Source organism: Segatella maculosa DSM 19339 = JCM 15638 (genome assembly GCF_000382385.1).
GTDB lineage: Bacteria > Bacteroidota > Bacteroidia > Bacteroidales > Bacteroidaceae > Prevotella > Prevotella maculosa.
This window is the reverse complement of the sequence record NZ_KB908320.1, coordinates 1-24,759: the sequence shown is the minus strand read 5'-3', so window position 1 is coordinate 24,759 and position 24,759 is coordinate 1. Positions and strand designations below refer to the sequence as shown.

The following is a 24,759-nucleotide window of genomic DNA, read 5'->3' as shown; positions in this document are numbered from 1 at the left end:
ATCCAACTCCCTCTTCGCCTTTATGAGGCGAAGAGGACTTAGCTTTCTACTTGCATTTCTTATCGATGTGCGTCACCCGGTCATTCAATTCGGCCAGTTTTCCTTGGTTCCAACGGTCGGTTGTTCCGACAAGATACCCCGTAATGCGCTGCAACCTATCAATATGTCGGCTCCCACACTTCGGACAGCATTCCATTTCAGCTTCGGCATTCTCATAACCACAGTCCATACAGCGGTTACGGTTATGATTCACACTGCCATAGCCCATATTATACTTATCCATCATATCCACTACACCAGATATGACATCTGGATTATGCGTTGCATCACCATCAATTTCTACATAGAAGATGTGGCCACCGCGCGTCAAATCATGATAAGGAGCCTCTATCTGCGCTTTATGCAGTGCAGAACACTTATAATATACAGGCACATGGTTTGAATTCGTATAATAATCGCGGTCGGTAATTCCATCGATTACACCAAAACGCTTACGGTCAAACTTCGTGAAACGTCCCGAGAGTCCCTCAGCCGGTGTAGCCAACAAACTGTAATTATGCTGGTAACGCTCTGAGAAATCATTCACACGGTCACGCATATACGTTATAATCTTCAAGCCCAAGGCCTGTGCTTCTTCGCTTTCTCCGTGATGCTTGCCCACCAATGCTTTCAAACACTCGGCCAATCCGATAAATCCAATACCCAATGTACCTTGATTAAGCACGCTTTCTATCGTGTCGGTAGGCTGAAGTTTGTCGCAGTCAATCCAAAGTTTCGTCATCAACAACGGGAATTGCTTGGCAAACGCTGTCTTCTGGAACTGGAAACGGTCGTCCAATTGCTTAGCTGTCACCTCCAAAATATGGTCAAGCTTTGCAAAGAAAGCATTGATACGCTCCTCCTTACCGGCTATTTCCATGCACTCGATGGCCAACTTGACGATGTTGATTGTCGTAAAACTCAAGTTACCGCGAGCCACACTCGTCTTCGGACCGAAGCGGTTCTCAAACACGCGCGTACGACATCCCATCGTAGCCACCTCCCACAAATAACGTTCCGGGTCGTCGGCTTTCCAATTGCTGTTTTGATTGAACGTGGCATCGAGATTAAGGAAGTTCGGGAAGAATCTACGGGCCGTCACCTTGCAAGCCAATTGATAAAGATCATAGTTCCTATCTTCACGAAGATAGTTTACGCCCCGCTTTTTCTTCCAAATCTGAATAGGGAATATAGCGGTTTCTCCATTACCAACTCCCTCATAAGTAGATTTCAACAACTCGCGTATGATGCAGCGTCCCTCGGCAGAAGTATCCGTTCCATAATTTATCGACGAGAAAACAACCTGATTTCCACCTCTGCTGTGAATCGTATTCATATTGTGGATAAAGGCTTCCATGGCCTGATGCACCCGGTTCACCGTCTTGTTCACAGCATGTTGGCGCAGACGTTCATCGCCTTCCAAGCCATCAAGTTCCTTCAATACATAGTCTTCCAGCTCTTGATGATACAAAGCCGAGAGGTCACGGCCCGTCAGTTTCTCCAGATTTTTCAGTTCCTCGATGTAAGAACTGCGCACATAAGGAGCCAAATAGAAGTCGAAAGCCGGTATGGCCTGCCCACCATGCATCTCGTTTTGGCAGGTTTCCAACGAAATACAAGCCAAAACTGCTGCCGTTTCTATGCGCTTAGCAGGTCGTGAAGAGCCATGACCAGCCACAAAACCATACTCTAATATGTGGTCTAAAGGGTGCTGAACGCAAGTCAGACTCTTTGTCGGATAATAATCTTTGTCATGGATATGGATATAATTATGGGTCACCGCCTCACGCACTTCCTCTGACAACAGATAGTCATCTACAAACGGCTTCGTCGTTTCCGAAGCGAATTTCATCATCATTCCCGCCGGCGTATCGGCATTCATATTGGCATTTTCGCGCGTCACATCATTGTTCTTGATGTTCACTATCTCCATAAACACGTCGCGCGTCTTGGCTTTTCGGGCAATGCTCCGCTGGTTTCTGTAAGCGATATACTTCTGTGCTACGTCCTTACGTGCACTCTTCATCAGCTCCATTTCCACCGAATCCTGAATCTTTTCCACGGTCATCTGGCTCTTTCCGTGAATACTAATATGGTCCGTTATCTTTTGTACCAAGGCATCATCTTCACCTTTATCGGTATGCATCATGGCTTTACGAATGGCTGCCATGATTTTTTGCTCGTTAAAACCAACGATTCGTCCGTCTCGCTTTACTACCGTCTGTATCATTTTGATTGTTATATTTTGATTATATTTTTCTTTTGCAAAGATAGTATTAATTTTATTACGGCGTACTTTTTGGACAACTTTTTACGAGTTAATTAATGTAAAACAACTAATTATGAGTAAGTTACAAAAAGTTTTTGGAAACTTTGATATAAAATAAACATATAATAGTTGCCAAAAACTGATAATAATAAACCGAAAAACACACTATAGAGTCGTTCGATAAACATAACTTCATTGGCAAACCCAACCGATATCGGAGACATCAACTCCCAACATAGACATTGCCTATACTTACTACAGACGACATCTAATCCTACTTCAGACATGATGTAGTCCTACTTTACATGAGATGTAGTCCTACTTTAGACATGGTGTAGTCCTACTTTAGACAAACAGTATCTGCCATTGCAATCTAATATCAGCCATTTTAGCACGTAATATGGCTGATATTACGCGCTAAAATGGCTGATATCGGGGCACAATAAGGCTGACTTTACACGCTGATACGACTGATATCAGGTTGCAATAGGACAGGCTTCCGGAGCCTTCACTCGATTTCGAGCCTTACGATACGTTGGTTACCGTGCCTATAGAAATAAGGGATTCTATAGGCAAGGCGGGCTATGAGGGGGAAACGTCCCTGCGTATAATCACTCATGAAATACTCTTTACCAAGATGTAGTTTGGGATGCCACGCCTCCATTTCCTCGGTGTGGAGCACCGACCATTTGAATTCGGCCTCCTTGCCCATCTTCTTGAGTGCATCGTGTTGCTTGTTGTGCTTCACAAGCATGTAGGAGAGCATGTCCATGAGAATGGTTGCGCGGTCGAAACGGTTGCAAAGCGTGATGAAAAAGTCTTTTACGAGTTGTGGTTCAAAGTACATCAATACGCCCTCGATGATAATCAACACGGGCTTTCCTGCGGCTTTGACGGTGTCAATCCATTGATAGTCGAACATCGAGAGAGCGATATAGGTGTTCTTCTCGGTCTCGGGAATAAGTTGGCGACGCAGGTCGATAGTTTCTTGCAGGTCGAGGTCATACCAATGGGTGACCGCAGGCATGCCGAGCCGCTGATAGCGTGCGTCGATACCTGCACCCAATTGAATGACAACGGCATCGGGATGCTGCTTGAGAAACGCCTTGGTTTCTTGGTCGATGAGGTTTGCCCGAACACAGCAACCCACTTGCGACATGGTGGCTTTCTTGAATTTCGAGAAGTCATAGTCGAGCTTTTGGAATATCTCCACGGCCGTTTCGTCGTGTAGCAGTCCACCGTTGTTGAGTGTTTCCGTAGCCTTGGCCCACAGCGGAATGAGCATCGTTTCGGGAATAGCCGATAATTGTTTTGTTTCCATATGTGTCTGATTTAATAAAATGTCGTAAAACGATGCATCAAAGTTACAGAAAGGAAACGTATGCGGCAATACTTAAAAGTGTGTATTCTTGCTGTAACTTAGACTTCTACTCGCATTGCTCATTCATCGATGAAGCGGCGGGTGATGTCGGTGTAGCTATCGATGCGGCGGTCGCGCAGGAAAGGCCACCAACGACGCACCTGCTCGCTGTGATGCATGTCAATACTGACGACAATGCGCTCTTCCTTGTCGTTGCTCGCACGGTAAAGGAGTTCGCCTTGTGGCCCGGCTACGAAACTACTGCCCCAAAACTGGATACCCTTGGTCTGTCCGCTGGGGTCAGGTTCGTGGCCAACGCGGTTCACGGCAATGACGGGTAGTCCGTTGGCAACCGCATGACCACGCATAACAGTGGTCCACGCCTCGCGTTGACGCTCTTGTTCGTCGGACGTGTCACTGCTCTCATAACCAATAGCTGTGGGATAAATCAATATTTCTGCCCCTTGTAAGGCCATCAAGCGGGCTGCTTCGGGGTACCATTGGTCCCAACAAACCAGCACACCCAGCTTGCCTATGCTCGTCTCGATGGGACGAAAGCCGAGGTCTCCGGGTGTGAAATAAAACTTTTCGTAGTAGGCAGGGTCGTCGGGAATGTGCATCTTATGATACTTTCCGGCAATCGTTCCGTCTTTTTCTATCACGACCGCCGTGTTGTGATAGAGTCCTGGGGCACGCTTCTCGAACAAAGATGTGACGATGACTACGCCGAATTGACGTGCAAGTTCGCCATATAAGTCTGTTGACGGACCGGGTATAGGCTCCGCCAAATCAAAGTTATTGATGTCTTCCACCTGACAGAAATAGAGTGAGTTGTGGAGTTCTTGCAGTATGATGAGTTGTGCACCGCGAGTTGCCAAGTCGGCAATGCCTTCAGATAAACGTTGTATGTTTACAGAGGCATCAGAAACATTATGTTGCTGCGAGAAACCTATTTTAAGTTCTTTCATATCTTAGGGAATTGCATGGTGAGACAATGGAGCGAACCGTGCTGACGGATAACCGTTCGGGCATCAATACCGATAATCTTACGGCCGGGAAAGGCCTTTTGCAACTGCGACATAGCCAGCCCGTCTCTATACGGCTGCGCATATGTAGGGCAAAGCACGCTATGATTGAGGATTACGAAGTTGGCATAAGTAGCCGGAAGTCGCACTCCATTATCATAAATGGCTTCGGGAAATGGCAGGCGAAGCAGTCGGTAGGGCTTGTCTTCAAGTGTGCGGAGAGCCTTCAACTGATTTTCCATGGCTTGAAAGTCCGCAAAATGTTCATCGTTCTCATCACTATATATATATAATAAGGTGTCGTCAGGCGCAAGTCGCACCGTCGTATCTATATGCCCGTCGGTATCGTCTCCTTTCAGTTTACCGTATTCTATCCACACAATTCGCACTGCATGCAACGTTTTAAGTAGCCTTTCCTCTATCTCTGCGCGTGTCATGGGCTGGTTTCGATGCGGAGCCAAAAGGCAGCTTGAAGTGGTGAAGATGGTTCCTTTTCCGTCGCTTTCAATGCTTCCGCCCTCCAAGACAAAATCTGTGTGGTCTTCAACTACACCATCGAAAGCGCCAAGTCCGGCCATGTTTGCTGTGATGGCATTATCTTTTTGCCACTCAAACTTCTCACCCCAGCCGTTGAATTTGAAGTCAAGATAGCGAGCTTCAGTTCCGTTTGTCAGCGTGATGGCTCCGTGGTCACGCGTCCATGTGTCATTAGAATCTATTTGATAGAATGTGATATTGGCAAGTTGGTCGTCTGTCAGTTGCTTTTCAAGCAAGGTCTTTGTTTGAGGTACCTCCGGTGAAATAAGATAAAGCCGTTCGTCACATGTAATGGCTCTTGCCATTTCGACAAATGTCTTTGTTATCTCGTCAAGATAAGGTTCCCAATCTGTTCCAGCATGCGGCCATGTGAGTTGAATGCCACGTTGCGGTGCCCATTCAGCAGGAAGCATGAAGTTATTATTTGTCATATTGTGCTATCATCATTCGTATTGCTGCCTACAAAAATAGCTGTTTTTTCTCTAATTATTGATTTTTTGGATAAAAAACAGTACCTTTGCCCCGTTAAACGCGATGGGAAATGTTGGAAATAAAAGATGGGGTTTTGAGTGGAGTCGAGTACTCCAAGACTGTAGCCGGCATTAATTTTATGGTAGAAGCAGGAGAAATGCTGTGCATTTATGCTTGGCATGATGAAAAACGACAGGCAATCATACACACGCTATTAGGCTTGCAGCCTCTCAAATCTGGTTTTTTTTCTATTGATGGAGATGTCGTAGACAGCCGTTCCGCTGCTTATTTCAGAGCACATGCAGCCTACGTCCCTCGTGAACTTCAGTTCCCTTCCATGACAATCGGTGAGATGATGCAGATGATGACGATAGATAAATCTCTGACAAAAGACAAAATCGAGGAGGAATGGAATAAGATAGGTATCAAGGGAAATCTATGGGAGCAGGCCATATCGTCTGTTTCGCAGATGGTTTTGCAACAAATGATGATGGTTGTGGCTGTAATGAAGAGCAGTAACTACATCATTATTGATCAAATACGAGGGGCCGTGACACCTGAAATGATAGTTTACCTCAGACAATATACGGCCTCTGGAGGAATGATTATTATTGCAACTGAAGATGAGGAAGTGAAAGAACTGTGTGATAAAACGCTGTTAGAACCGCAATGATTATAGAGAAGACGATGAATATTGGTTTTATGGGTATTTGTATCCTTGTGATATTACTATGTATCCCTGTATATCTGATTTATTTTTACAAGCTGAATTTACAGCGAAAGTTCGTCATAGCAATCACAAAGGCTGTGGGCTATCTTGCGGTTACGGGCATCATGTTGGAGTTCGTTTTCCGTCTGAATAATGTCATACTCAATATTCTTTGGGTGATATTCTTGTCACTTTTAACCTCTGTCGTGACTGTTAGCAGAGCAAAATTGAGCATGAAAAGGTACTTTATCCCAGCTTTTTTTTCTACACTTATAGTAACCTTCATCTTTGGTATTCTCGTTATTATGGCCGTTTTCTCAACAGGGAATCCATTCGATACACGTTATTTTATTCCGATTACTGGCTTTATTATTGGTGGTATAATAGAGAGTAATGCTAAGGCTTTGGATACTTATTATGCCGGATTGCGCAATCATTGCGCGCTTTTTTACAATCTTTTGGGTAATGGAGCAAGTCATCATCAGGCTGTCAAATACTTTATCAAGCGGTCTTTGGAACGTAATATGCTTCCTTCCTTAGGCCGTATGGCATATATAATAATAGGTGTTACACCAGCTGTTATGTGGGCAATGCTGTTAGCTGGTACCAATGTTTATTCGGCTATCCTCATAGAATTATTGGCTCTCGCTGTGATGTTAGCAGCCTCACCTTTGGCCTTGTTGTTGACATTAGTGCTTACCAAACGCTATACCTTTGACGAGTATGGCAAGTTGAGCACCCAGAAACAGATAAACGAAACTGAAGAATGAAAAAGCATTTCCCTGTATATATTCCTTTTCTTATATTTCTTATTGGAACAGTAACCTGCAACTTAGCTAAGGGAAACCGTAATTTCCTGAAGAACAATAGCAAACATAATGGTGGCATTGAAGTTAATAGAAAGAAGCGTCTTACGACAAAAGCACACCTGACAAAGAGTACTTTTACTACAATTACTGATGAACGATTACTAATACAAAATGTTCCACAAGGAAAACCCTCCCAAATCCTAAAAAGAGAGGGCTATATCGTCTCCTATAACTATGAAACACACATTCCAAATTGGGTGGCATGGCACCTGAAAGCACAGCATACGACTGGCCCTTACAAGCGTGAAGGTATTGGATTTCAGGAGGATATTGAGGCAAAAGGTGTGAGGGTAACGACATTTGATTACAGTAGAAGTGGTTATGATCGTGGCCATATGTGTCCTTCGGCTGACAATAAGTGGAGCAGACGCGCACAGGAACAGTCGTTTCTACTCACGAATGTTTGTCCGCAAGACCACGGTTTGAATGTTGGTGATTGGAATGAAATGGAGAAGCAATGCCGGAAATGGGCCAAAGTATATGGCAGCATCTATATCGTTGCCGGCCCGATTCTCTATCATCAGAAACACAAAACGATAGGCAAGTCTAAGGTTGTGGTGCCCGATGCTTTTTTCAAAGTGATTCTTTGTATGGAAGGAACGATAAAAGCAATTGGCTTTATCTATAAAAACAAATCAGGAAATAGACCGAAAGGTGATTATGTTAATTCGGTAGATCAAATCGAACGCATTACCGGTATTGATTTCTTTTCTTCGCTCCCGGACACGATAGAGACAAGAATAGAGGCAAAAACAGATTTATCGGACTGGTAAAAAACGTTAAACAACATCATGCTACCTTTATAAAATCTCATAAAATCACTATCTTTGTAACCATATTTTGTGCATAGCATGAAGATAAAGGAAGTAATTGGTGCCCTTGAACAATTCGCACCTCTGCCATTGCAGGCAGACTATGACAATGCCGGTCTGCAAATTGGATTAACAGATGTGGAACTCTCAGGGGCTTTATTGTGTCTTGATGTGACCCCTAAAGTCGTTGATGAAGCTATTGCAAAGGGATGTAATCTTATCGTTTCCCATCATCCACTTATCTTTCATAAGCTGAAACGCATTGCTGATGAAAACGAAGTGCAGATTACGGTACGTCAAGCGATAGAGCATCACATCACCATTGTGTCCATGCATACGAATATGGATAGTGCCAAGGGTGGTGTAAACTACAAGATAGCCGAGAAACTTGGACTAAGGAATCTGCGTTTCTTTGGCAAACAGGTTCTCGTCAATGGCATCGAAGGGGGCGATGGCGTCGTGGGTGAAGTCCATGAAAAATTGGCGGTTGATGACTTTGTAATGATGTTGAAGAAGCGTTTTGATGCGGAATGCATTCAATGTAATCAACTTCTTTGTCGCCCTATTCGTACAATTGCGATATGTGGTGGTGCTGGTTCGTTCTTACTGCATGATGCTATCGAGACAGGTGCAGATGCTTTCATAACGGGAGAGATGCACTATCATGAGTTCTTTGGTCACGATCAGGAAATACAGATAGCTGTTATCGGGCATTATCAGAGTGAACAGTTTACAAACGAAATATTTAAATCAATCATAGAGGAGCGGTGTTCCGGTGCGAGATGCGTTCTCACGGAAATCAATACCAATCCCATCATTTATTTATAACAGAATATGGTAAGAAAAAACCCTACAGATTTATCCGTTGAAGAGAAGTTGAAGACACTCTATCAACTGCAAACAACGTTGAGTAGCATCGACGAAAAGAAAGCATTACGTGGCGAGCTCCCCTTGGAGGTTCAGGATTTAGAAGACGAACTTGAGGGGTTGAACATACGTATGGAAAAAATACAGAATGAAATAACCGATTTTCAAAACGCCGTTACGCAGAAACAACGAGATATTGCTGAAGCACAAGCCAGCGTTGAACGCTATAAAAGCCAGTTGGACGACGTGAAGAACAATCGCGAATACGACACACTAACAAAAGAAATTGAGTTTCAATCGCTGGAAATCGAACTTTGCAATAAGAAGATTAAAGAGGCTGCTATCAAGATAGAAGAATGCAAGAGCGATTTAGAGCAGACGCAACAGGCTATCAAGGAACGCGAAGAAGCCCTCAGCGAAAAGCGCGATGAACTGGATGAAATCATGCAGGAGACTCGTGAAGAAGAAGAAAAACTGAAGGAAAAGGCAAAGGAACTAGAGACAAAGATAGAGCCCCGGTTACTGACCAGCTTCAAACGAATTCGCAAGAACGCCCGCAATGGTCTCGGTATTGTCTACGTTCAGCGTGATGCATGCGGCGGTTGTTTCAATAAGATACCCCCACAGCGTCAATTAGACATTAAAATACATAAGAAAATCATCGTTTGCGAATATTGCGGACGTATTATGGTTGATCCGGAGTTAGCTGGTATCAAATCAGAAAAGTCGGTCTCGGAAGAAAAACCGAAGCGTGCAAAGCGCAGTATCCGTAAGAAGAAAGAAGATACCAACACGGCAGACTAAGCGTTTCCTTACCGTCTTACATCATATAAAGAACTGAAAGATTGACCATCTTTCAGTTTTTTTGTATCCTATCTTGCCTGTTTTTCTTTTTTTCTTATTAATTTTGCGACGCGAAATAAGATTTATAATAAAATTGATATACGGATTGTATGTCAGAATAGCATTAATCTACAAAACATATACAGAAGATGGCTAAGTATAACATAACAGAAAAGCAGAAACGGTCAACCGTTTATCGCGTCATGATGAGTGCAAACGTCAAGGATACGTTGCAAGAGGAAATCAGCAGGAAAATCATTATCGAGCAGAAATACAAGGATAAAGATTACTCTGCCAAGCAGATGGCCGAGGATTTAGGAACCAATGTGCGCTATATTTCGGCAGTTTGTGCGGAGCGTTTCCACACGAACTACTGCGGTTTAGTCAATGCACAGCGTATCAACGAGGCTATGTCGATGCTCGTAGACCCACGTTATCTGAAGTTACGCGTTGCTGATATCGGTGCAATGGTGGGGTTTGCCAATCGTCAGAGTTTCTATGGGGCATTCTTTCGCTTCAAAGGCATGACTCCACGACAGTATCGTCAGCATTACATAGACAGTCACCCGGAGCTTGTCAAAGCCAAAGAGGTACGCAATCGTTCGCGCAGAACAGCCTGAAGACCTGCTTTAAGCGGGCTTTCTCAGGCCTTGTTCCCAAATTTGATACAGCGAAACATGACAAACAGCATTAAGAAAATCGTCCTCACCGGTGGCCCTTGTGCCGGAAAGACAACGGCTTTAGTCAAGGTTATCGAGCATTTCTCAAGTCTCGGCTATAAGGTATTCACTATTCCCGAGGTTCCGACGATGTTCAGCCAGTCGGGTATGGACTATCTGACAACAAACCGCAAGCTCTTCTATGAAGGCGAAAAGGCAACGCTTGAAGTACAGCTGGCTTTGGAAGATAAGTTTCAGCGCATGGCAGAGCAATGTGAGGAACCGGTTATAATTATCTGCGACCGCGGGGCAATGGACATCTCGGCCTATATGTCCCCAGAAACGTGGGATACCATCACAAAGGCTGTGGGAACCAGCACGACGGCATTGCGAGACCAGCGTTACGATGCCGTGCTGCATCTTGTTTCGGCGGCAGACGGTGCCGAGAAATTCTATACAACAACCAATAACAAGCAACGCACGGAGGGCTTGGAAATGGCCCGACTGATTGACAAAAAGGTGATTGACGCCTGGACCGGGCATCCTCATTTGCGTGTAATCAACAATCATGAAGACTTCAATAACAAGTTGCATCGCGTGTTGAAAGAGATATCGAGCGTCTTGGGCATACCCCAGCCTATCGTCGAAGAACGGAAATACATTGTCGAACTGACGGGAGAAATCCCGAATTGCATCGAGAGTGAAATCACACAGACCTATTTGGTGGCTGAACCGGGGTGCGAAGTACGCTTACGTCGCCGTGGCTGGCAGGGCAAATATGTCTATGTGCACACCACGAAAAAGAACATTTCAAACTCAGAACAGCTCGAAACCGAACGCCAAATCAGCAGCAACCTCTATACGTCGTTGTTACAGCAGGCCGACCCTTACCGTAAGACGATACAGAAAACGCGCAAGAGTTTCATCTGGAAAGGGCAGTATTTCGAGCTTGACAACTTCCTGAAACCGGTCAGCGGGCTGATGATTTTAGAGACAAAAGGCATTACAGAGCAAGAGTCTGTGAACTTTCCCCCGTTCATCAAGGTCGTCAAAGACATCACGGGCGTATCGGAATATTACAACTACAACATCGCCTTGAAAGGATAAAGGCTCTGCTTTCAAAGCCCTTTCGGGGCGTTTTCCCGATGCTAAAGGTCGATTTCCTTTAGCAGCTTGCCGTCGAGCCGGAACATTCTTATGCGCCCGTCCTCATAGGTTCCCAATGTAGGCGGGTTCCCTCCTTTCGGAAAAGTGACCGACCCCGTGTTGCATATCACCGTTTCTTTGGTCCGTTGAAGCTCCCAAAGATGCGTGTGCCCATAGACAACGGCATCGAAACGGCCGTGCGGCAGGTGGTCTTTATGGAAGATATGGCCGTGTGTAAGCAGCAACTTACGGCCGTTATCGACGAGCAACACATAGTCTTGAAGAATGGGAAAGTCGAGCAACATCTGGTCTACCTCCGAGTCGCAATTCCCTCTGACGGCCACAATTTCGTCGGCCATGGCATTCAGCCGCTCGGCTATGGCCTTGGGATTGAGCCCTTCCGGCAGACCGTTCCGGGGCCCGTAATTCAAGATATCGCCCATGATGCACATCATATCGCAATGCTGTTGGCGGTAGAAGTCAATCACTTTCTCCAGCGCAGGGAGCGAGCCGTGAATGTCGGATACCAATAGATATTTCATGTTTTCAATCAGATTTGAATATTGTTTCTGCAAGTTTGTTTGCCATGCAATATTCGTTATTTTTTCCGAGATATGCAAACTTTGGCCGTAATTTATGAGCAACGGCCGCCGATCCATGAGGATAAACTCCCGCAGCATGTACTCCGGTTTCTGATTCCAGCCATTTTACGACGCAATTTCAGCCACATTAGCGTGCGAAATGACTGATATTGCGCACCAAAACAGCTGATATTGTGTTGCAATATTGCTGAAATCGCATTGAAATAAAGTTTCATACGGTTGAAACTCAAGTTTCATACGGTTGGAATTCGAGTTTCATACGGTTGAAACTCAAGTTTCATGCGGTTAGAACTCAAGTTTCATGCGGTTGAAAATAAATTTTCATGCGGGAAGAAATAAATTTTCATACGGGAGAAAATAAAATTCTTTGCGGGAGAAAATTTACGGGCATACGGGAGAAAATAAATTTCTTCCCGTATAAAAATTTACGATTCACAATAACTGGTCGACGAATACGGGCAACCGTTTGACTGGAAGTAGGGACGCGCGGCCCGTGCGTCCGTTCCTCCTTCAGTTGACAGTTGATGCGTAAATGGGTGAATAAGTTGATTGTCACACGGCATGTAGGGACGCACGGCCCGTGCGTCCGTTCCTGTTTCAGTTGACAGTTGGCGAGTAAACGGGTGAATAAGTTGATTGTTGCAAGGCATGTAGGGACGCACGGCCCGTGCGTCCGCTCAAACAAACATGTGCATGCACTTGGAAATCCGCCTTGAACGGACGCACAAACCGTACGTCCCTACTTCTTCACAGCCAAATAGCGTCGTTATGTGGCTGGAATAAAACACATTACCAAGCATCTTGTTTCCAAACGGCCAAGGACTTGGAAGAAGAAAAACGTTGAAATCAAACGTCTTCTTCTACGTCTTTCTTTCCAAAATGGGGATCGATATCGAGGAAAGAAGCCACGGCGAAGGGCAGCAGACAACTCAACATGACGATGATAAAGAACATTCGGTAGCCCACGGCCTGCGCCAAAGCGCCCGCAAAGAGTCCGGGAAGCATCATCGAAAGGGCCATGAAGCCTGTGCACAAAGCATAGTGCGAGGTTTTGTGCTGCCCTTGACTGAAATAAATCATAAAGAGCATGTAGGCACTGAAGCCGAAACCGTAGCCGAAATTCTCGAAGAACACGCACGCATTAATGGTCATCAGGTTCTCGGGCATCGCATAAGCCAGATACACATAGGCGATGTTGGGAATGGTGATGGCGCAGGTCATCGGCCACAACCAGCGTTTCAGTCCGTCGCGGCTTGCAAGCAGTCCGCCGATGACGCCTCCCGCCAACAGTCCGACCACACCGACAGTTCCGTTGACCAGTCCGAACTCCTGCGGCGACAGCCCTAATCCTCCCTTACCCGGCCGAGCTTGCAGAAAGAGTTGCGAGACGGGGTTCAGCAAAGCTTCGGGAAGACGGAAGAAGAGCATGAAGGCGATTGCCGCAAATCGTTGCTTTTTCTTGAAAAACGTGTCGAATGTCATCAAGAACTCATACAATATCGCCTTGGCCTGCCGCTTCTCTTTATGGTCTATATCCTCTTTCGGCCGCGGCAAGATGTAGTTGTGATAGAGATAAAAAGCCATGAAAAGCCCGGTAAGACCATAGAAAATAAGGCTCCAAGAGAACTTGATCTGATAGCGGAACATCACCTGAAGCACTCCGGCTATCATAATCAAGACTCCCTTTCCGACAATCATCGAAAGGCGATAGAATGTGCTTCGTATGCCTACGAAGAAAGCTTGGTCGTGCTGATTGAGTCCCATCATATAGAACCCGTCGGCCGCTACATCGTGTGTGGCACTCGAAAAGGCCATCATCCAAAAGAAACAGATGCTTCCCTGCAGCCACCACGAGGCCTGAATGGTGAAAGCCACGCCCGCAAAGGCAGCTCCCAAGAGCAACTGCATGGCCGTTATCCACCAGCGTTTCGTCTTGTAAAGGTCGAGAAAAGGGCTCCAAAAAGGTTTGATGACCCACGGCAAATAGAGCCAAGAGGTGTAGAATGTTACTTCGGCGTCGGTCAATCCCAATTGCATGTAGATTTCGATGGCCAGCACGGTTACGGCAATATAGGGAAGTCCCTCCGCAAAATAGAGCGATGGAACCCATGTCCAAGGTTTTGAAGTCTTCATGGTTTTTAGTAGATTTTCTGAATGGTTGCACCTTTATAATAATGGAGCAAGATGGCATCATAGGCATATCCGCGCGCTCCCATGACCGCAGCCCCTATCTGACAGAGGCCTACTCCATGTCCCCACCCTGCTCCCGTGAGGACAAAGCGCTGTGGGACGCCCTGCGCATCGCGGTCGAACGCATCGACGACGAAAGCCGAACTGTAGAGATGGCTCTTGCTTAAAGCACGGCGGATTTCAAGTTCTTTGCCGATGGTAAGGGTCTTCTTCTCACCTACTATCCTGAGTTTGGAGAGACGCCCGCTCGTGCCACGCTCTACCGGAACAAGGTCGATGATGCGCCCGAAGTCTGTTTCCAGCTTCTCATTTATCAAGCGGGAGAGTGCTTCCTGCTTGTATTCAACGCGCCAACGGTAGAAGTCTGCCGTCTCTTGGTCATAGTCGTTAAGCACTTGGGAAAGCACTTTTGCGTCGTGCGTGTTGCAGAAACTCTCCGGATTGGAGCGTATCCAGCGGTCGGCATTTGCCTCAATGGTCAAGTCGATCGCCTCGTCGTGTGGCGCATCTCGCAAGGCAACGAGATAAGGCTTGCGAATGTTCTCCCAGCAATATCGGAACTCTTCGGTCTCACCACCGCAACATTTAGAGAAACGGGCATCGCAAATCTCACCATCATACGTCAGGATTTGCCCTTTAGTTTGCCTGATTGCCTCGACCACTTGTTTACTTGTCGCTTTTGTGATGCCTTGATAACGCTGGCAATGGTCGTCGGCACAAACATCAAATATCGTGTGGTCGTCGCGGTCATACCAGCGCATCAGTTCGTTGTCATTCCTGATGAATGAAGAAGGTTTATTGCTTCTTTCATGCGCGGTCTTTCGCTTTTCTATCTGTACCAGCAGCCAACTGCGTGAGATAACGGCGTGAGCTTTAAGCAGTTCAAGGCTCGACGTAGCACTCATCTCGCTCGAAATGACACTCTCCAAATATTGTTCTACGGGCAACTCGTTGACGGCATATATCCTATCGCCCGCAACAATGAGTTTCAACGCACCGAGAAACGTCTGCGTCTCTTTGCGTTCCCAATGGAAATCAACTCCGATAGTGACATCGGAAAGCGAGAAAGAAGCACCATTCGCTTGCGGTATGAAAGTCAGCCCGCTATAAGACTTGCCATTCCATAGCATGGCCCCGTTAGCAAAGGAAACCTCCTGCTCGCCTTTTACCTTATTATTATCTACGAGATAAGGCGCATTGAGTCGGAACTTGATTTGCTTTCCATTGACAATACCTACCGACACGTCGGCCCTTCCCTTTATCTTCGGCCCGCAATGGTGTGCACTCAGCTTTTCAACCACCCGCTGCATGGCCTCTTCGGTGATGCCGCACTCTTTCAGAATGGCTTCTGCTTGCATTTCGGTCAGCCGGTTAAAGTCTTCTTCACGTGGAGCTATCAGCAATCCCGACATATCCAAGGCACCGGGACTCACCAGCAACTGCTCTTCGTCCTCGGCATAGTAGCAATTGGGACGATGCTTTCCGCGTGGGATAATCACGGAGATATAATACGCTTCTTCCCGCCAGCTCACAATGTTCATCATTGGTTCAGTTTCTCCGTCGCGTTGCGGCAGGGCCTCGTAAACAAGGTTGAAGAGCGTCCGGTCGGCCGTCTCGTCCTTACTTCGAATGACAAGAGCCGGCACTACGAAGCCATGAAGCACGCAGATATCATTATCGCGGTCTAAGGCGAAGATAGGCTCAAGACTGCGACTCATGCGCCGCCACTCGCATTGCAACGGTACCAAGCCGCTCGTTCCCGCTTGCAGGTGCATGTGGTCAGGTGCACTTGCACCGCACTTCGGCCCGTTGTAGAACACCATGAGGCTACCATAGCGTGACAATACTTTATGCATTTCGCCGTAATCCGCCTTGATAGCCTGCGGCCGATGCTTACAGGCAGGGAGCGTGAAGTGAGCGGGAAGTATGGGAAACGGATTAACCAAGAGGTCGAAACCTTTGTCGAAGTGCTCCGTGAGCTGCACTTCGGGCCTGTTCGCCTCGCAGAGAAAGCATGGACGCTTCTCCAAAGTCTGCTTATCAATCTTTGCCCCCGTGCTCACCATGCGTGCCGGATTGAACTGCACACGCAGTCGCCCCGTTTGCTTCACCTTTACATCCTGCAGCTGCTGATAGCGTTGTCGGACTTCTTCCCACTGCTCCAGCTGTTGACAGAAGAAGTCGTTCAGTTCGTTATCCATTGCGCCCCCGACCTTCTCGGCATTCAAACGGCGGCGAGCCATAAGCTCAACCGTGCGCAGACGGTCTTTATAGAGATTGTTGGCGTTCTGTTTTTCGATGCTCAAAGCGGCGTCGCTGTTGCCACCCCAACGCCGACAAAGATAGAGTTCGTCGTAGATTCTGCCGATACGATAATGGCGACTAAAGGTCAAGCCCACGGCATAGTCTTCACCATAGCCGGTATTGGGGAAGCGGATCTGGCGTAAAAGCGGGGTGAAGAACGCACGCGGAGCCCCCAGCCCGTTGATGCGCAAGGCATTGTTACAGCCATTGTCTTCGGTCCACTCTCTATGGTCGATAAGCCCCGGCGGCAGCGTGTTCAGTTCAAAGTCACACATACGATAAGCCCCGATGATCATGGCAGCCTTCTGCTCATGAAACGCATCGATAATCTTCTGCAACGTATGCGGCGAAGAATAGAGGTCGTCGCTATCCAACTGAACAGCAAACCGACCGCAACGTTTGTCGTCAACGGCCATATTCCAACAGCCGCCAATGCTCAAATCGGTACGCTCAGGCTTGATGACAACGAGCCGCTCTTCGTGCAATTCGCACAAGATAGCTCCCGTGCGATCGGTACTGTGGTTATCAACAACGATGACGTTGTACTTAAACTCCGTCTGCTGCGCCAACGCGCTCTTTACGGCATCGGCAATGGTCCGCTCACGGTTGTACACGGGAATAACCACGCTGGCTTCGCAATCAAAACTGCCTTCGGTGAAGTCGGGCTCACGATAGCGGCGCGTGTCAACCAGCGCACCCACAGCCTCAAGATGCAACGTCACGGCCTTTTCCATCTCCGCCTGCACCATACGGTTACGCGGATTGACATAGTCGAATTGCCGCTCGCCGCTCTTCCGCGTGTCGTATTCCTGCTCGGTATAAAGATATTCGTTAACGTGGAACAGTTCACCCTTGCGGCTTAAAAAGAGGCGCAAGTCGTAAAGCCCGGCGAAGTCGAAGCGATGACGCGGGTCGCGTCCGCAAGTGGCTGCGTATTCGTGCAACAAACGGGTACGTATGAGCAGCAGAGCGCCGAAGTCGAAATCGTCGCGCAGACTGCCTTCCTGATAATCGATGACAGGATGTGGCTCACGGTTTCCGTCGGCAACCGAATAAAAATCAGCATAAACCATAGCCGCGCCAGTGTCGTCAGCCACGCGCAGCATTCGGTCGATAGCGTGCTGTCCTAAGACTACCGGCGTAGATTTCAGGCCAAGGAGCACGTAGTCGCCCTTGGCCGTCGTGCCGATCTTGCAAATTGCATCGGTCGAAAACCGTCTTTCCATGGCGAGCAGCGAACAGCCGCCGGGCGCACGGTCAGTTTCCCTACTCGAATCAACCACAAGGCATATCTGCCCTACGGCCTTATTCTGTCTCAATGTCCCGACGAGTTCCCCGAATTCCTCCGGGCTCTCGCAAGACAGAAAGCAGTCTGTATTTCCTGTCATACGATATGTTTTTTAGCTTGTGTTCCGACGCCCTGCGTGCAGTAGCCGACCAAAGGGCCGGAAAACCGTGGCGGAGCTTTGTTTCGTGCAAAGATACTAAATTATCCTGAATAAGCGGCCGGTTCGGCTCGCTTTAGGTGAAAAATGCAACTGCCATAAGAGAGATTTATTATTGTTATAGGAAAAAACCATAATTGTAACTCGAAAGAACTATAATTGCAACTCGAAAGAACCATAATTACTATAGGAGAGAAACTACACACATACCGCACGGAACGGTTTTTGCAATAGTTCTTTTTGGATTATCACCATGGAGATAAGGTCTTATCACCATGGTGATAAAGTCTTATCTCCACGGTGATAAGGTGTTATCTCCATGGTGATAAACAAAAACCATCCTATTGCGCTGACCATTCCGTGCGGTATAAGAATGTATTTCGTGCTATTGCGCTGACGTTTCCATACGATAATGTCCTATTTCCATAGCATCATACGGAAACGCGGACGGGCAGTTTCATGTGTCTTCGCATCAAAAAACAAGACGGAGCGTGAAGCCGTTCGACATTAATTTATTACCTTTGCACTATGATTTCTCAGCAGAAGACACTTTTGGGCATGACCTTGGACGAACTCCGGAAGGTTTGCAAGGAACTCGGCATGCCGGCCTTCACGGGCGGGCAGATGGCGAAGTGGCTGTATGTGCATCGCGTGAAAGAGATTGACGAGATGACGGACATATCCAAGGCCAATCGTGCGCGGCTGTCTGAGAGCTACACCGTGGGCTGCCATGCGCCTATCGACGCGCAGCACTCCGCGGACGGGACCATCAAATATCTGTTTCCCGTGGCGGGCGGGAAGTTCGTCGAGACGGTGTATCTCCCCGAGAACGACCGCGCCACGCTGTGCGTTTCGTGCCAAGTGGGCTGCAAGATGAACTGTCTTTTCTGTCAGACGGGCAAGCAGGGGTTCGAGGGGAGTCTTGATGCCTGCGACATACTGAACCAGATTTATGCGCTGCCCGAGGTGGACAAGCTGACGAATATCGTGTTCATGGGACAGGGAGAGCCGATGGATAATCTCGACAACGTTCTGAGAGCAACGGAAATCCTGACGGCCGACTACGGCCTGGCATGGAGCCCGAAACGTATCACGGTGAGTAGCGTGGGTGTGAAGAACAAGCTGAAGCGCTTCCTCGAAGAGAGCGACTGCCACGTGGCTATCAGCCTGCATTCGCCGATTACTGAGCAAAGGGCCGAATTGATGCCGGCTCAAAAGAGTATGAGTATCGCGGAAATCGTGGAGCTTCTGCACAACTATGACTTCTCCCGGCAGCGTCGGCTGTCGTTTGAATATATTGTCTTCGGTGGCGTTAACGACTCTGCGGCCCATGCCCGGGAAATCGTAAAGCTACTGAAGGGATTGGACTGCCGCGTCAATCTGATCCGATTCCACCAGATTCCCGATGTGCCGCTACATGGTGCCGACAAGAAAAAGATGGAGGAGCTGCGCGACTATCTGACGGCTCATGGCGTGTTCACAACCATTCGGGCCAGTCGTGGAGAGGACATATTCGCGGCCTGCGGCCTGCTTTCCACCTCAAAAAAGATAGGCGAGATAAGGCATGAACGGTAAGACGATAGGTTTTATTTTGGCCGCACTGCTCATGCTGAGTGCGTGTAGGCGGATACAACGGCTCGACCGTCCCTATGCGGACAATCCTGAAATGCAAGAAAAGGTGCGCAAGTCTTTCAACCTTGCCATTGCGTTGCCAGCCGACATGCAGTCGAGCAAGCTGGGAAAAGACTTCTTTTGGCTGTCGAACAATGCTGCTTCGGGCATGAAGAACGTAGTCATCTACCGCATTCGCAGCTGCAACACACTGCCGTTGAGTGTGGAAAGGTTCTGCGAGTTGCGCGACAGCGTGATGAAGATAAATATCAAAGGAGAGGAAGACAGCATGCACGTCGCCACGGTCAAGGCCTCCGTCAAAGGGCGCTTCTATCCAAAAAGTAGGCGATGTCGCTATGAAGGATTATGGGAAATGAAAGGCGATGCCATGGGTGGTCCATTCGTCAGCGACGTATATGAACGGCTTGACAGGCGCGGGCTCATCATCGCGGAAGGCTTCCTCTATGCGCCCGAAACCAACGAAAAGAATACACTTCTCAGTCAGCTTCGTGCCATACTGGGTTCAATAAATATCATAAACAATGGAAAATAGAAAAATTCGTGTCGCTATCACGCACGGTGATACCAACGGTATCGGATATGAACTCATCTTCAAGACCTTTGCCGAGCCTGAAATATTGGAACTATGCACGCCGATTATCTATGGGTCTCCCAAGATTGCGGCCTACCATCGCAAGGTTCTTGACATTCAAGGAAACTTCAGCATCATCAACAATGTGGCAGAAGCCACAGACGGACGCGTCAATCTGCTCGCCTGCTTTGACGAAGATGTGAAAGTGGAAATGGGCGTGGCATCGCCTGAAAGCGGTATGGCTGCCCTGAAAGTTCTCGACAAAGCCATGACAGATTACCGAGAAAATGCCTACGATGTGCTGGTCAACTGCCCCATGGATGACGGGAATATACATATTGGCGGCTATCGGTTCAGCAACACCGGCAAGTATATAGAAGCCAGTTTGGGCGAAGGAAGTAAGGCCGCAACCTTGTTTATCAGCGACAAGATGCGCTTGATGGTGGCGACAGAAGGCTCTTCTGTCAAAGATATAGCAAGTGTATTGACCAAAGATTTGGTGAAGGACAAAGCCACATTGTTCTTCAAAACCATTCGCAGAGACTTTAATATTTCTAATCCACGCCTTGCCATTCTGGCCTTGAACCCTAACCAAGGCAAAGAAGAGCAAGAGATAATTGCGCCGGCCATCAAAGAACTGATAGAAACGGGGGTGCAGGCATTCGGTCCTTATACGGCAGCCGAATTCTTTGAGAATGACTATTACAATGAATTCGACGGCATTCTTGCCATGTTTTACGACCAAGGAGTCCCGTCGATCAAAGCACTTGCCACGGAAGGCGTCGTGAAATTCAACGCCAATCTTCCCATCATTACGACCGAGCCCGACTGTCATGTGCGTTTCGACATCGCCGGTCAGTGTGTGGCCGACGAGCGTTCTTTCCGTCATGCCATTTATATGGCTATTGATATTCATCGCAACCGTGCCCGATATGATGAGCCTTTACAGCATCCTCTGCAAAAGCTTTATCACGAAAAGCATGACGACGGAGAGAAAGTGCGCTTTTCCGTTTCAAAGAAAAAACATGAATAAGAAATATCAGAACGGTTTTTTCATCTTCGGAATCATCGTTCTCGGCATCATGATTACGCAGCTCGACTTCCACCAAGTGTGGGAGGGACTGCGGCATGCAGGCTATTGGTTCATCGCAGTAGTAGTGCTTTGGGCTTTCCTTTACCTTTTTAATACGTCGGCATGGTATATCATCATCAACTCACAAGACTGCAAAGAGGGACAGAAGAAAGTATCTTTTGCATGGTTGTATAAGCTGACCGTATCGGGATTTGCCCTCAACTATGCCACGCCGGGCGGCTTGATGGGAGGCGAACCCTATCGCATCATGTCGCTGTCTCCAAGGATCGGACCAGAAAGAGCTTCGTCTTCGGTCATCTTATATGCCATGACTCACATCTTCAGTCACTTTTGGTTCTGGCTTCTCTCTCTGTTTTTGTTTATCTTCACACAGCGTGTCAGCATGCCAATGGCTGTGCTCTTGACTGTCACGGGAGCCTTTTGCGTGTTGGGAATATGGTTCTTTATCTCCGGCTACCGCAAGGGATTAGCCAACCGTGTGATGAAATTCTTAGGGCATATTCCACTCTTGAAACGATGGGCTTTGCCTTTCATTGAAAGTCATAGGGAGCAACTTGACACCATTGATCGGCAGATATCGGCCCTCCACAAACAGAGTCCCAAGACTTTTGTTTCGGCCGTATTGTTAGAGCTTTCGTGCCGTTTCTGCTCCGCATTGGAGCTGTTTTTTATTCTTTTGGTACTCATGCCGAGTGCAAACTTCCTGCAATGCGTGTTGGTTCTTGCCTTCACCAGTCTTTTTGCCAACCTGCTTTTCTTCATTCCTTTGCAGTTGGGAGGACGTGAAGGCGGCTTCCTGATGTCGACGACGGCATTAGGCATCTCAGCCAATGCCGGTATCTTTGTCGCATTGATTGTCAGACTTCGCGAATTGCTTTGGACGGGAATAGGCCTATTGCTCATCAAATTCGATAAAAAAGCCTAATCATACGGCTTTCTAATATCAGCCATATCGCCGCACAAGATAATTCTTAAAATACAACTTATTGAAAATAAAGAAGTTACTTTATTGTTACAACTAAACTGGTAACGATTTAGAAACGAGCGAGCTACTTGGCTTCGCTGTTTTCTGCCTAACAAAGAACGCTTGTTATTCTGTCTGCAAAGATAATACTTTGTTACCGAATAACAAGCGTTTTGGATGAAATATACCTATAATTTTTATCTTTCTATCAACTATATAAGATTATAGAATCTGTTACAAACTGAAATTAGAAACAGATCGTTTTATCATAAAAGCGAAAAAATATTTTTTTTAATTTTTGGCACCATAATTGCTATTTTGCTTTTAAATATGCTGTTATTACACCGTAGCGGAATCGGAAGGACACCGTAAGCAAAACTATCAACTAAAAATTATTGATATGAGAAAAGAAATTCATGTCGTTTCTAATCCAGACGGAGGGTGGGACGCAAAGCGACCAAATGCAGACAGAGCCTCAAAACACTTTGAAACAAAGAAGGAGGCAATGGACTGGGGACGTAATCTTGCCAAGAAAGAAGGGGCAGAACTTATTCCTCATGGAAAGGATGGTAAGATTCAGAATCCTAATAGTTATGGTAATGACTCTTGCCCTCCAAAAGACAGGAAACATTAAGGTCATCTAAGAAGACAGGGAGTGTCAAATTGGCACTCCCTACTAGTTTATCACCATGAAACAAAAGAGCTTACCAACTGCATCATTGTCTTCGTCCTCTCTTTTTCTTGTTAGTTTGGAATCTGAGCTTGCGTTGCCATGCTGCTTCTGCATAATCTTCGCTATGTGCTGCTGGGGTTATCATTCCGCCCAGTCCCTCCACCAAATCATCGGCTGTGCTAATGGCTGTATCTGCCACTTCTCTTACAATCTGTGAGATTTGTGGAGATTCCTTAGTTGGTTGTGGACTGTATGAATGGCTTGGGGGTACGAGCTGATAGCCTGAATTCTTAGTATCTGTATGCTCTGCCGGATTATGTATTTCTTGAGCAGGTGCATTGGTCTCGACTTTCTGACTTGCCTCGAAATTCTTCTGCAAGGAACGGTAGCCAAATTCCCTGCCGATTTCGGAAGCCTTGAAAGATTGTCCTGCGTATGAGATCTTCAAGCCATATACCTTGCCCTGCTTGTTCTTCATACACTCTATGGAAATGCCGTTCTTGTGAAGTTCGTAGAGAAACATAGAGTGTCCCGTGATGCCTGTACCTTTGTATTTGTCAAGCAAGGCATAGCAGATTTGCTGTACCTGCTGTTTTGTTTGCTCTCTCGTGGGATTAGCCTTTGTCTTTTGGTGTTTCCTTTCTGCCTTGACCTCTTTTGCAATGGTCAAGCCTTTCTCCCTGCTGATTTCCTCTGCCACTCTTGCAGCCCTGTTGCTCACAAAAGTGGTATCATAGACCTCTCCATATAGGCTGATGCGGTTGGCAATGATATGAATGTGTCTGTTGTCGGTGTCCTTGTGCGTTACTGCCACCCATTGGTGGTTGTCAAGTCCCATTCGCTTGGCAAACAGATGGGCTATCCACATCAGTTCGGACACAGGCAGTTTTTTCTCGTCCTGCGGTGCGATGCCTATTTCAATGCGTAGGAACTTGTTCCTGCAACGGCTGTTATAGTCGCTAACCACTTTCATTTCCTCATAGATAGTCTTTGGCTCCCTGCTGCAAAGATTGTGGAAGGCAAGCCGATAACCAAGCTTGCCCTCTCTGAAGATATAGTCCAAAGCCGTGCTGACGTGCGCTATCGCCTTACATTTTCCTATCATTTCTTGTTAGATTTAAGACCTTATATACCTCATCATTCACACGAAAATGCGAGTCGTAAAATCGCTTAAATGCTTCTTTGGCACATAGCGATAGATTCTTTGTGATGAGTACCCACCTTTCGTCCTTGACCTTGATGAGGTTGGAAACCTGCCCATAGAACTTTCCTGTCTGCTGGAGAATGGCAATGGCTTCCCTTTCATTGTCGGTCATCTTGGGAACGGCAATAACTTCTCCGTTAAGGAGAATCTCACGGCAGTAGTCTGAGAACTTCCGCCCTGCACTTTCCGCTTTTGACTTGATACGCTGCTTCTCTTCTAAGGTGCATCTTACCTTGATGAACTCTGTTTTGTTCATTCGCTGTTCTTCCTTATCCTGTTGCTGCCATCGGGCAGCTTTTCTCTTGTATCTGCTCATATAAGTTTCCTTGAAAGTTTATCATTGTAGATGATTCATTGTTTCTTAATTCCTGAATACTGACCGATGAGAACGGAGTGATTACGGTCTTATCTCCCCGACAATCGAACGAGGGGAGCAAGAGCAGTTTGTGGGTACAAACTGACGTCTTGCAATGTC

The 24,759-nt window shown here is 47.0% G+C and carries 22 protein-coding genes; 12 read left to right on the top strand and 10 right to left on the bottom strand.

Going from position 1 to position 24,759, the window contains the following annotated elements:
• Positions 1-46 precede the first annotated feature (46 nt).
• From H164_RS0102115 to H164_RS0102100, 4 genes are all read right to left on the bottom strand, one after another.
• Complete coding sequence (locus H164_RS0102115) at positions 47-2,269, bottom strand: anaerobic ribonucleoside triphosphate reductase (RefSeq protein WP_008563759.1); 2,223 nt, start codon at positions 2,267-2,269, stop codon at positions 47-49.
• A gap of 547 nt (positions 2,270-2,816) precedes the next feature.
• The gene (locus H164_RS0102110) at positions 2,817-3,629 is read right to left on the bottom strand and encodes a class I SAM-dependent methyltransferase (protein WP_019967087.1); all 813 of its coding nucleotides are present in this window, start codon (positions 3,627-3,629) and stop codon (positions 2,817-2,819) included.
• A 119-nt stretch (positions 3,630-3,748) separates the two neighbouring features.
• Positions 3,749-4,636, bottom strand: a complete 888-nt coding sequence (locus H164_RS0102105; protein WP_019967086.1) for a carbon-nitrogen hydrolase — start codon at positions 4,634-4,636, stop codon at positions 3,749-3,751.
• Positions 4,633-5,661: an agmatine deiminase family protein gene (locus H164_RS0102100; RefSeq protein WP_019967085.1), complete on the bottom strand. Its 1,029-nt coding sequence runs from the start codon at positions 5,659-5,661 to the stop codon at positions 4,633-4,635. Before H164_RS0102100 ends, H164_RS0102105 begins: the two co-directional genes overlap by 4 nt.
• 179 nt (positions 5,662-5,840) lie before the next feature.
• Here H164_RS0102100 and H164_RS0102095 point away from each other — a divergent pair, with 179 nt between their 5' ends.
• The 7 genes from H164_RS0102095 to H164_RS0102065 all read left to right on the top strand — a co-directional run bounded on the left by H164_RS0102095 (position 5,841) and on the right by H164_RS0102065 (position 11,567).
• Positions 5,841-6,374 carry a P-loop NTPase family protein gene (locus H164_RS0102095; protein ID WP_238315189.1) on the top strand — a complete coding sequence of 178 codons (534 nt, stop codon included), beginning with the start codon at positions 5,841-5,843 and terminating at the stop codon, positions 6,372-6,374.
• Complete coding sequence (locus tag H164_RS0102090; protein WP_019967083.1) at positions 6,371-7,180, top strand: ABC transporter permease; 810 nt, start codon at positions 6,371-6,373, stop codon at positions 7,178-7,180. Before H164_RS0102095 ends, H164_RS0102090 begins: the two co-directional genes overlap by 4 nt.
• Entirely contained in the window at positions 7,177-8,052 is an 876-nt protein-coding gene (locus tag H164_RS0102085; protein ID WP_019967082.1) for a DNA/RNA non-specific endonuclease, read from the top strand. Before H164_RS0102090 ends, H164_RS0102085 begins: the two co-directional genes overlap by 4 nt.
• A gap of 78 nt (positions 8,053-8,130) precedes the next feature.
• Entirely contained in the window at positions 8,131-8,919 is a 789-nt protein-coding gene (locus tag H164_RS0102080) for a Nif3-like dinuclear metal center hexameric protein (protein WP_019967081.1), read from the top strand.
• A 6-nt stretch (positions 8,920-8,925) separates the two neighbouring features.
• Positions 8,926-9,762 carry a zinc ribbon domain-containing protein gene (locus H164_RS0102075; protein WP_019967080.1) on the top strand — a complete coding sequence of 279 codons (837 nt, stop codon included), beginning with the start codon at positions 8,926-8,928 and terminating at the stop codon, positions 9,760-9,762.
• A gap of 188 nt (positions 9,763-9,950) precedes the next feature.
• Positions 9,951-10,421, top strand: a complete 471-nt coding sequence (locus tag H164_RS0102070; protein ID WP_008563748.1) for a helix-turn-helix domain-containing protein — start codon at positions 9,951-9,953, stop codon at positions 10,419-10,421.
• A 57-nt stretch (positions 10,422-10,478) separates the two neighbouring features.
• A complete protein-coding gene (locus tag H164_RS0102065) occupies positions 10,479-11,567 on the top strand; it encodes an AAA family ATPase (RefSeq protein ID WP_019967079.1) in 1,089 nt (362 codons plus the stop codon).
• Positions 11,568-11,608: 41 nt separating this feature from the next.
• Here the strand turns inward: H164_RS0102065 and yfcE are convergent, their stop codons facing one another.
• The 3 genes from yfcE to H164_RS15010 form a co-directional block, all read right to left on the bottom strand.
• Complete coding sequence (gene yfcE, locus H164_RS0102060; protein ID WP_026356206.1) at positions 11,609-12,148, bottom strand: phosphodiesterase; 540 nt, start codon at positions 12,146-12,148, stop codon at positions 11,609-11,611.
• 906 nt (positions 12,149-13,054) lie between these two features.
• Positions 13,055-14,341, bottom strand: a complete 1,287-nt coding sequence (locus H164_RS0102055) for an MFS transporter (protein ID WP_019967077.1) — start codon at positions 14,339-14,341, stop codon at positions 13,055-13,057.
• Positions 14,342-14,346: 5 nt separating this feature from the next.
• Positions 14,347-18,090, bottom strand: coding sequence for a DUF4922 domain-containing protein (locus tag H164_RS15010; RefSeq protein ID WP_019967076.1), 3,744 nt, complete (start codon positions 18,088-18,090; stop codon positions 14,347-14,349).
• Between the two features lie 585 nt (positions 18,091-18,675).
• Between H164_RS15010 and rlmN the strand changes: the two genes are divergently transcribed.
• The 5 genes from rlmN to H164_RS0102020 all read left to right on the top strand — a co-directional run bounded on the left by rlmN (position 18,676) and on the right by H164_RS0102020 (position 23,041).
• A complete protein-coding gene (gene rlmN, locus H164_RS0102040) occupies positions 18,676-19,722 on the top strand; it encodes a 23S rRNA (adenine(2503)-C(2))-methyltransferase RlmN (RefSeq protein WP_019967075.1) in 1,047 nt (348 codons plus the stop codon).
• Positions 19,712-20,311, top strand: a complete 600-nt coding sequence (locus H164_RS0102035; RefSeq protein ID WP_019967074.1) for a DUF4837 family protein — start codon at positions 19,712-19,714, stop codon at positions 20,309-20,311. Before rlmN ends, H164_RS0102035 begins: the two co-directional genes overlap by 11 nt.
• Complete coding sequence (locus tag H164_RS0102030) at positions 20,301-21,383, top strand: PdxA family dehydrogenase (protein WP_019967073.1); 1,083 nt, start codon at positions 20,301-20,303, stop codon at positions 21,381-21,383. Before H164_RS0102035 ends, H164_RS0102030 begins: the two co-directional genes overlap by 11 nt.
• Positions 21,376-22,368, top strand: a complete 993-nt coding sequence (locus H164_RS0102025) for a lysylphosphatidylglycerol synthase transmembrane domain-containing protein (protein ID WP_019967072.1) — start codon at positions 21,376-21,378, stop codon at positions 22,366-22,368. Before H164_RS0102030 ends, H164_RS0102025 begins: the two co-directional genes overlap by 8 nt.
• Before the next feature lie 439 nt (positions 22,369-22,807).
• Positions 22,808-23,041, top strand: coding sequence for a DUF2188 domain-containing protein (locus tag H164_RS0102020; RefSeq protein ID WP_045166774.1), 234 nt, complete (start codon positions 22,808-22,810; stop codon positions 23,039-23,041).
• A gap of 82 nt (positions 23,042-23,123) precedes the next feature.
• Here H164_RS0102020 and H164_RS0102015 read toward each other — a convergent pair whose 3' ends face one another.
• The 3 genes from H164_RS0102015 to H164_RS15760 form a co-directional block, all read right to left on the bottom strand.
• Entirely contained in the window at positions 23,124-24,185 is a 1,062-nt protein-coding gene (locus tag H164_RS0102015) for a relaxase/mobilization nuclease domain-containing protein (protein WP_019967070.1), read from the bottom strand.
• On the bottom strand, positions 24,169-24,600 hold the full coding sequence (locus tag H164_RS0102010) for a plasmid mobilization protein (RefSeq protein ID WP_019967069.1): 432 nt from the start codon (positions 24,598-24,600) through the stop codon (positions 24,169-24,171). Before H164_RS0102010 ends, H164_RS0102015 begins: the two co-directional genes overlap by 17 nt.
• Positions 24,554-24,759, bottom strand: a 206-nt coding sequence (locus H164_RS15760) for a hypothetical protein (protein ID WP_211214766.1), incomplete at its 5' end; no start/stop codon positions are given. The genes H164_RS0102010 and H164_RS15760, both read right to left, overlap by 47 nt.

Coding starts and splice junctions, on each gene's coding strand:
- H164_RS0102115 (WP_008563759.1), bottom strand. CDS start 2,269: ATGATACAGACGGTAGTAAAGCGAGACGGACGAATCGTTGGTTTTAAC.
- H164_RS0102110 (WP_019967087.1), bottom strand. CDS start 3,629: ATGGAAACAAAACAATTATCGGCTATTCCCGAAACGATGCTCATTCCG.
- H164_RS0102105 (WP_019967086.1), bottom strand. CDS start 4,636: ATGAAAGAACTTAAAATAGGTTTCTCGCAGCAACATAATGTTTCTGAT.
- H164_RS0102100 (WP_019967085.1), bottom strand. CDS start 5,661: ATGACAAATAATAACTTCATGCTTCCTGCTGAATGGGCACCGCAACGT.
- H164_RS0102095 (WP_238315189.1), top strand. CDS start 5,841: ATGGTAGAAGCAGGAGAAATGCTGTGCATTTATGCTTGGCATGATGAA.
- H164_RS0102090 (WP_019967083.1), top strand. CDS start 6,371: ATGATTATAGAGAAGACGATGAATATTGGTTTTATGGGTATTTGTATC.
- H164_RS0102085 (WP_019967082.1), top strand. CDS start 7,177: ATGAAAAAGCATTTCCCTGTATATATTCCTTTTCTTATATTTCTTATT.
- H164_RS0102080 (WP_019967081.1), top strand. CDS start 8,131: ATGAAGATAAAGGAAGTAATTGGTGCCCTTGAACAATTCGCACCTCTG.
- H164_RS0102075 (WP_019967080.1), top strand. CDS start 8,926: ATGGTAAGAAAAAACCCTACAGATTTATCCGTTGAAGAGAAGTTGAAG.
- H164_RS0102070 (WP_008563748.1), top strand. CDS start 9,951: ATGGCTAAGTATAACATAACAGAAAAGCAGAAACGGTCAACCGTTTAT.
- H164_RS0102065 (WP_019967079.1), top strand. CDS start 10,479: ATGACAAACAGCATTAAGAAAATCGTCCTCACCGGTGGCCCTTGTGCC.
- yfcE (WP_026356206.1), bottom strand. CDS start 12,148: ATGAAATATCTATTGGTATCCGACATTCACGGCTCGCTCCCTGCGCTG.
- H164_RS0102055 (WP_019967077.1), bottom strand. CDS start 14,341: ATGAAGACTTCAAAACCTTGGACATGGGTTCCATCGCTCTATTTTGCG.
- H164_RS15010 (WP_019967076.1), bottom strand. CDS start 18,090: ATGACAGGAAATACAGACTGCTTTCTGTCTTGCGAGAGCCCGGAGGAA.
- rlmN (WP_019967075.1), top strand. CDS start 18,676: ATGATTTCTCAGCAGAAGACACTTTTGGGCATGACCTTGGACGAACTC.
- H164_RS0102035 (WP_019967074.1), top strand. CDS start 19,712: ATGAACGGTAAGACGATAGGTTTTATTTTGGCCGCACTGCTCATGCTG.
- H164_RS0102030 (WP_019967073.1), top strand. CDS start 20,301: ATGGAAAATAGAAAAATTCGTGTCGCTATCACGCACGGTGATACCAAC.
- H164_RS0102025 (WP_019967072.1), top strand. CDS start 21,376: ATGAATAAGAAATATCAGAACGGTTTTTTCATCTTCGGAATCATCGTT.
- H164_RS0102020 (WP_045166774.1), top strand. CDS start 22,808: ATGAGAAAAGAAATTCATGTCGTTTCTAATCCAGACGGAGGGTGGGAC.
- H164_RS0102015 (WP_019967070.1), bottom strand. CDS start 24,185: ATGATAGGAAAATGTAAGGCGATAGCGCACGTCAGCACGGCTTTGGAC.
- H164_RS0102010 (WP_019967069.1), bottom strand. CDS start 24,600: ATGAGCAGATACAAGAGAAAAGCTGCCCGATGGCAGCAACAGGATAAG.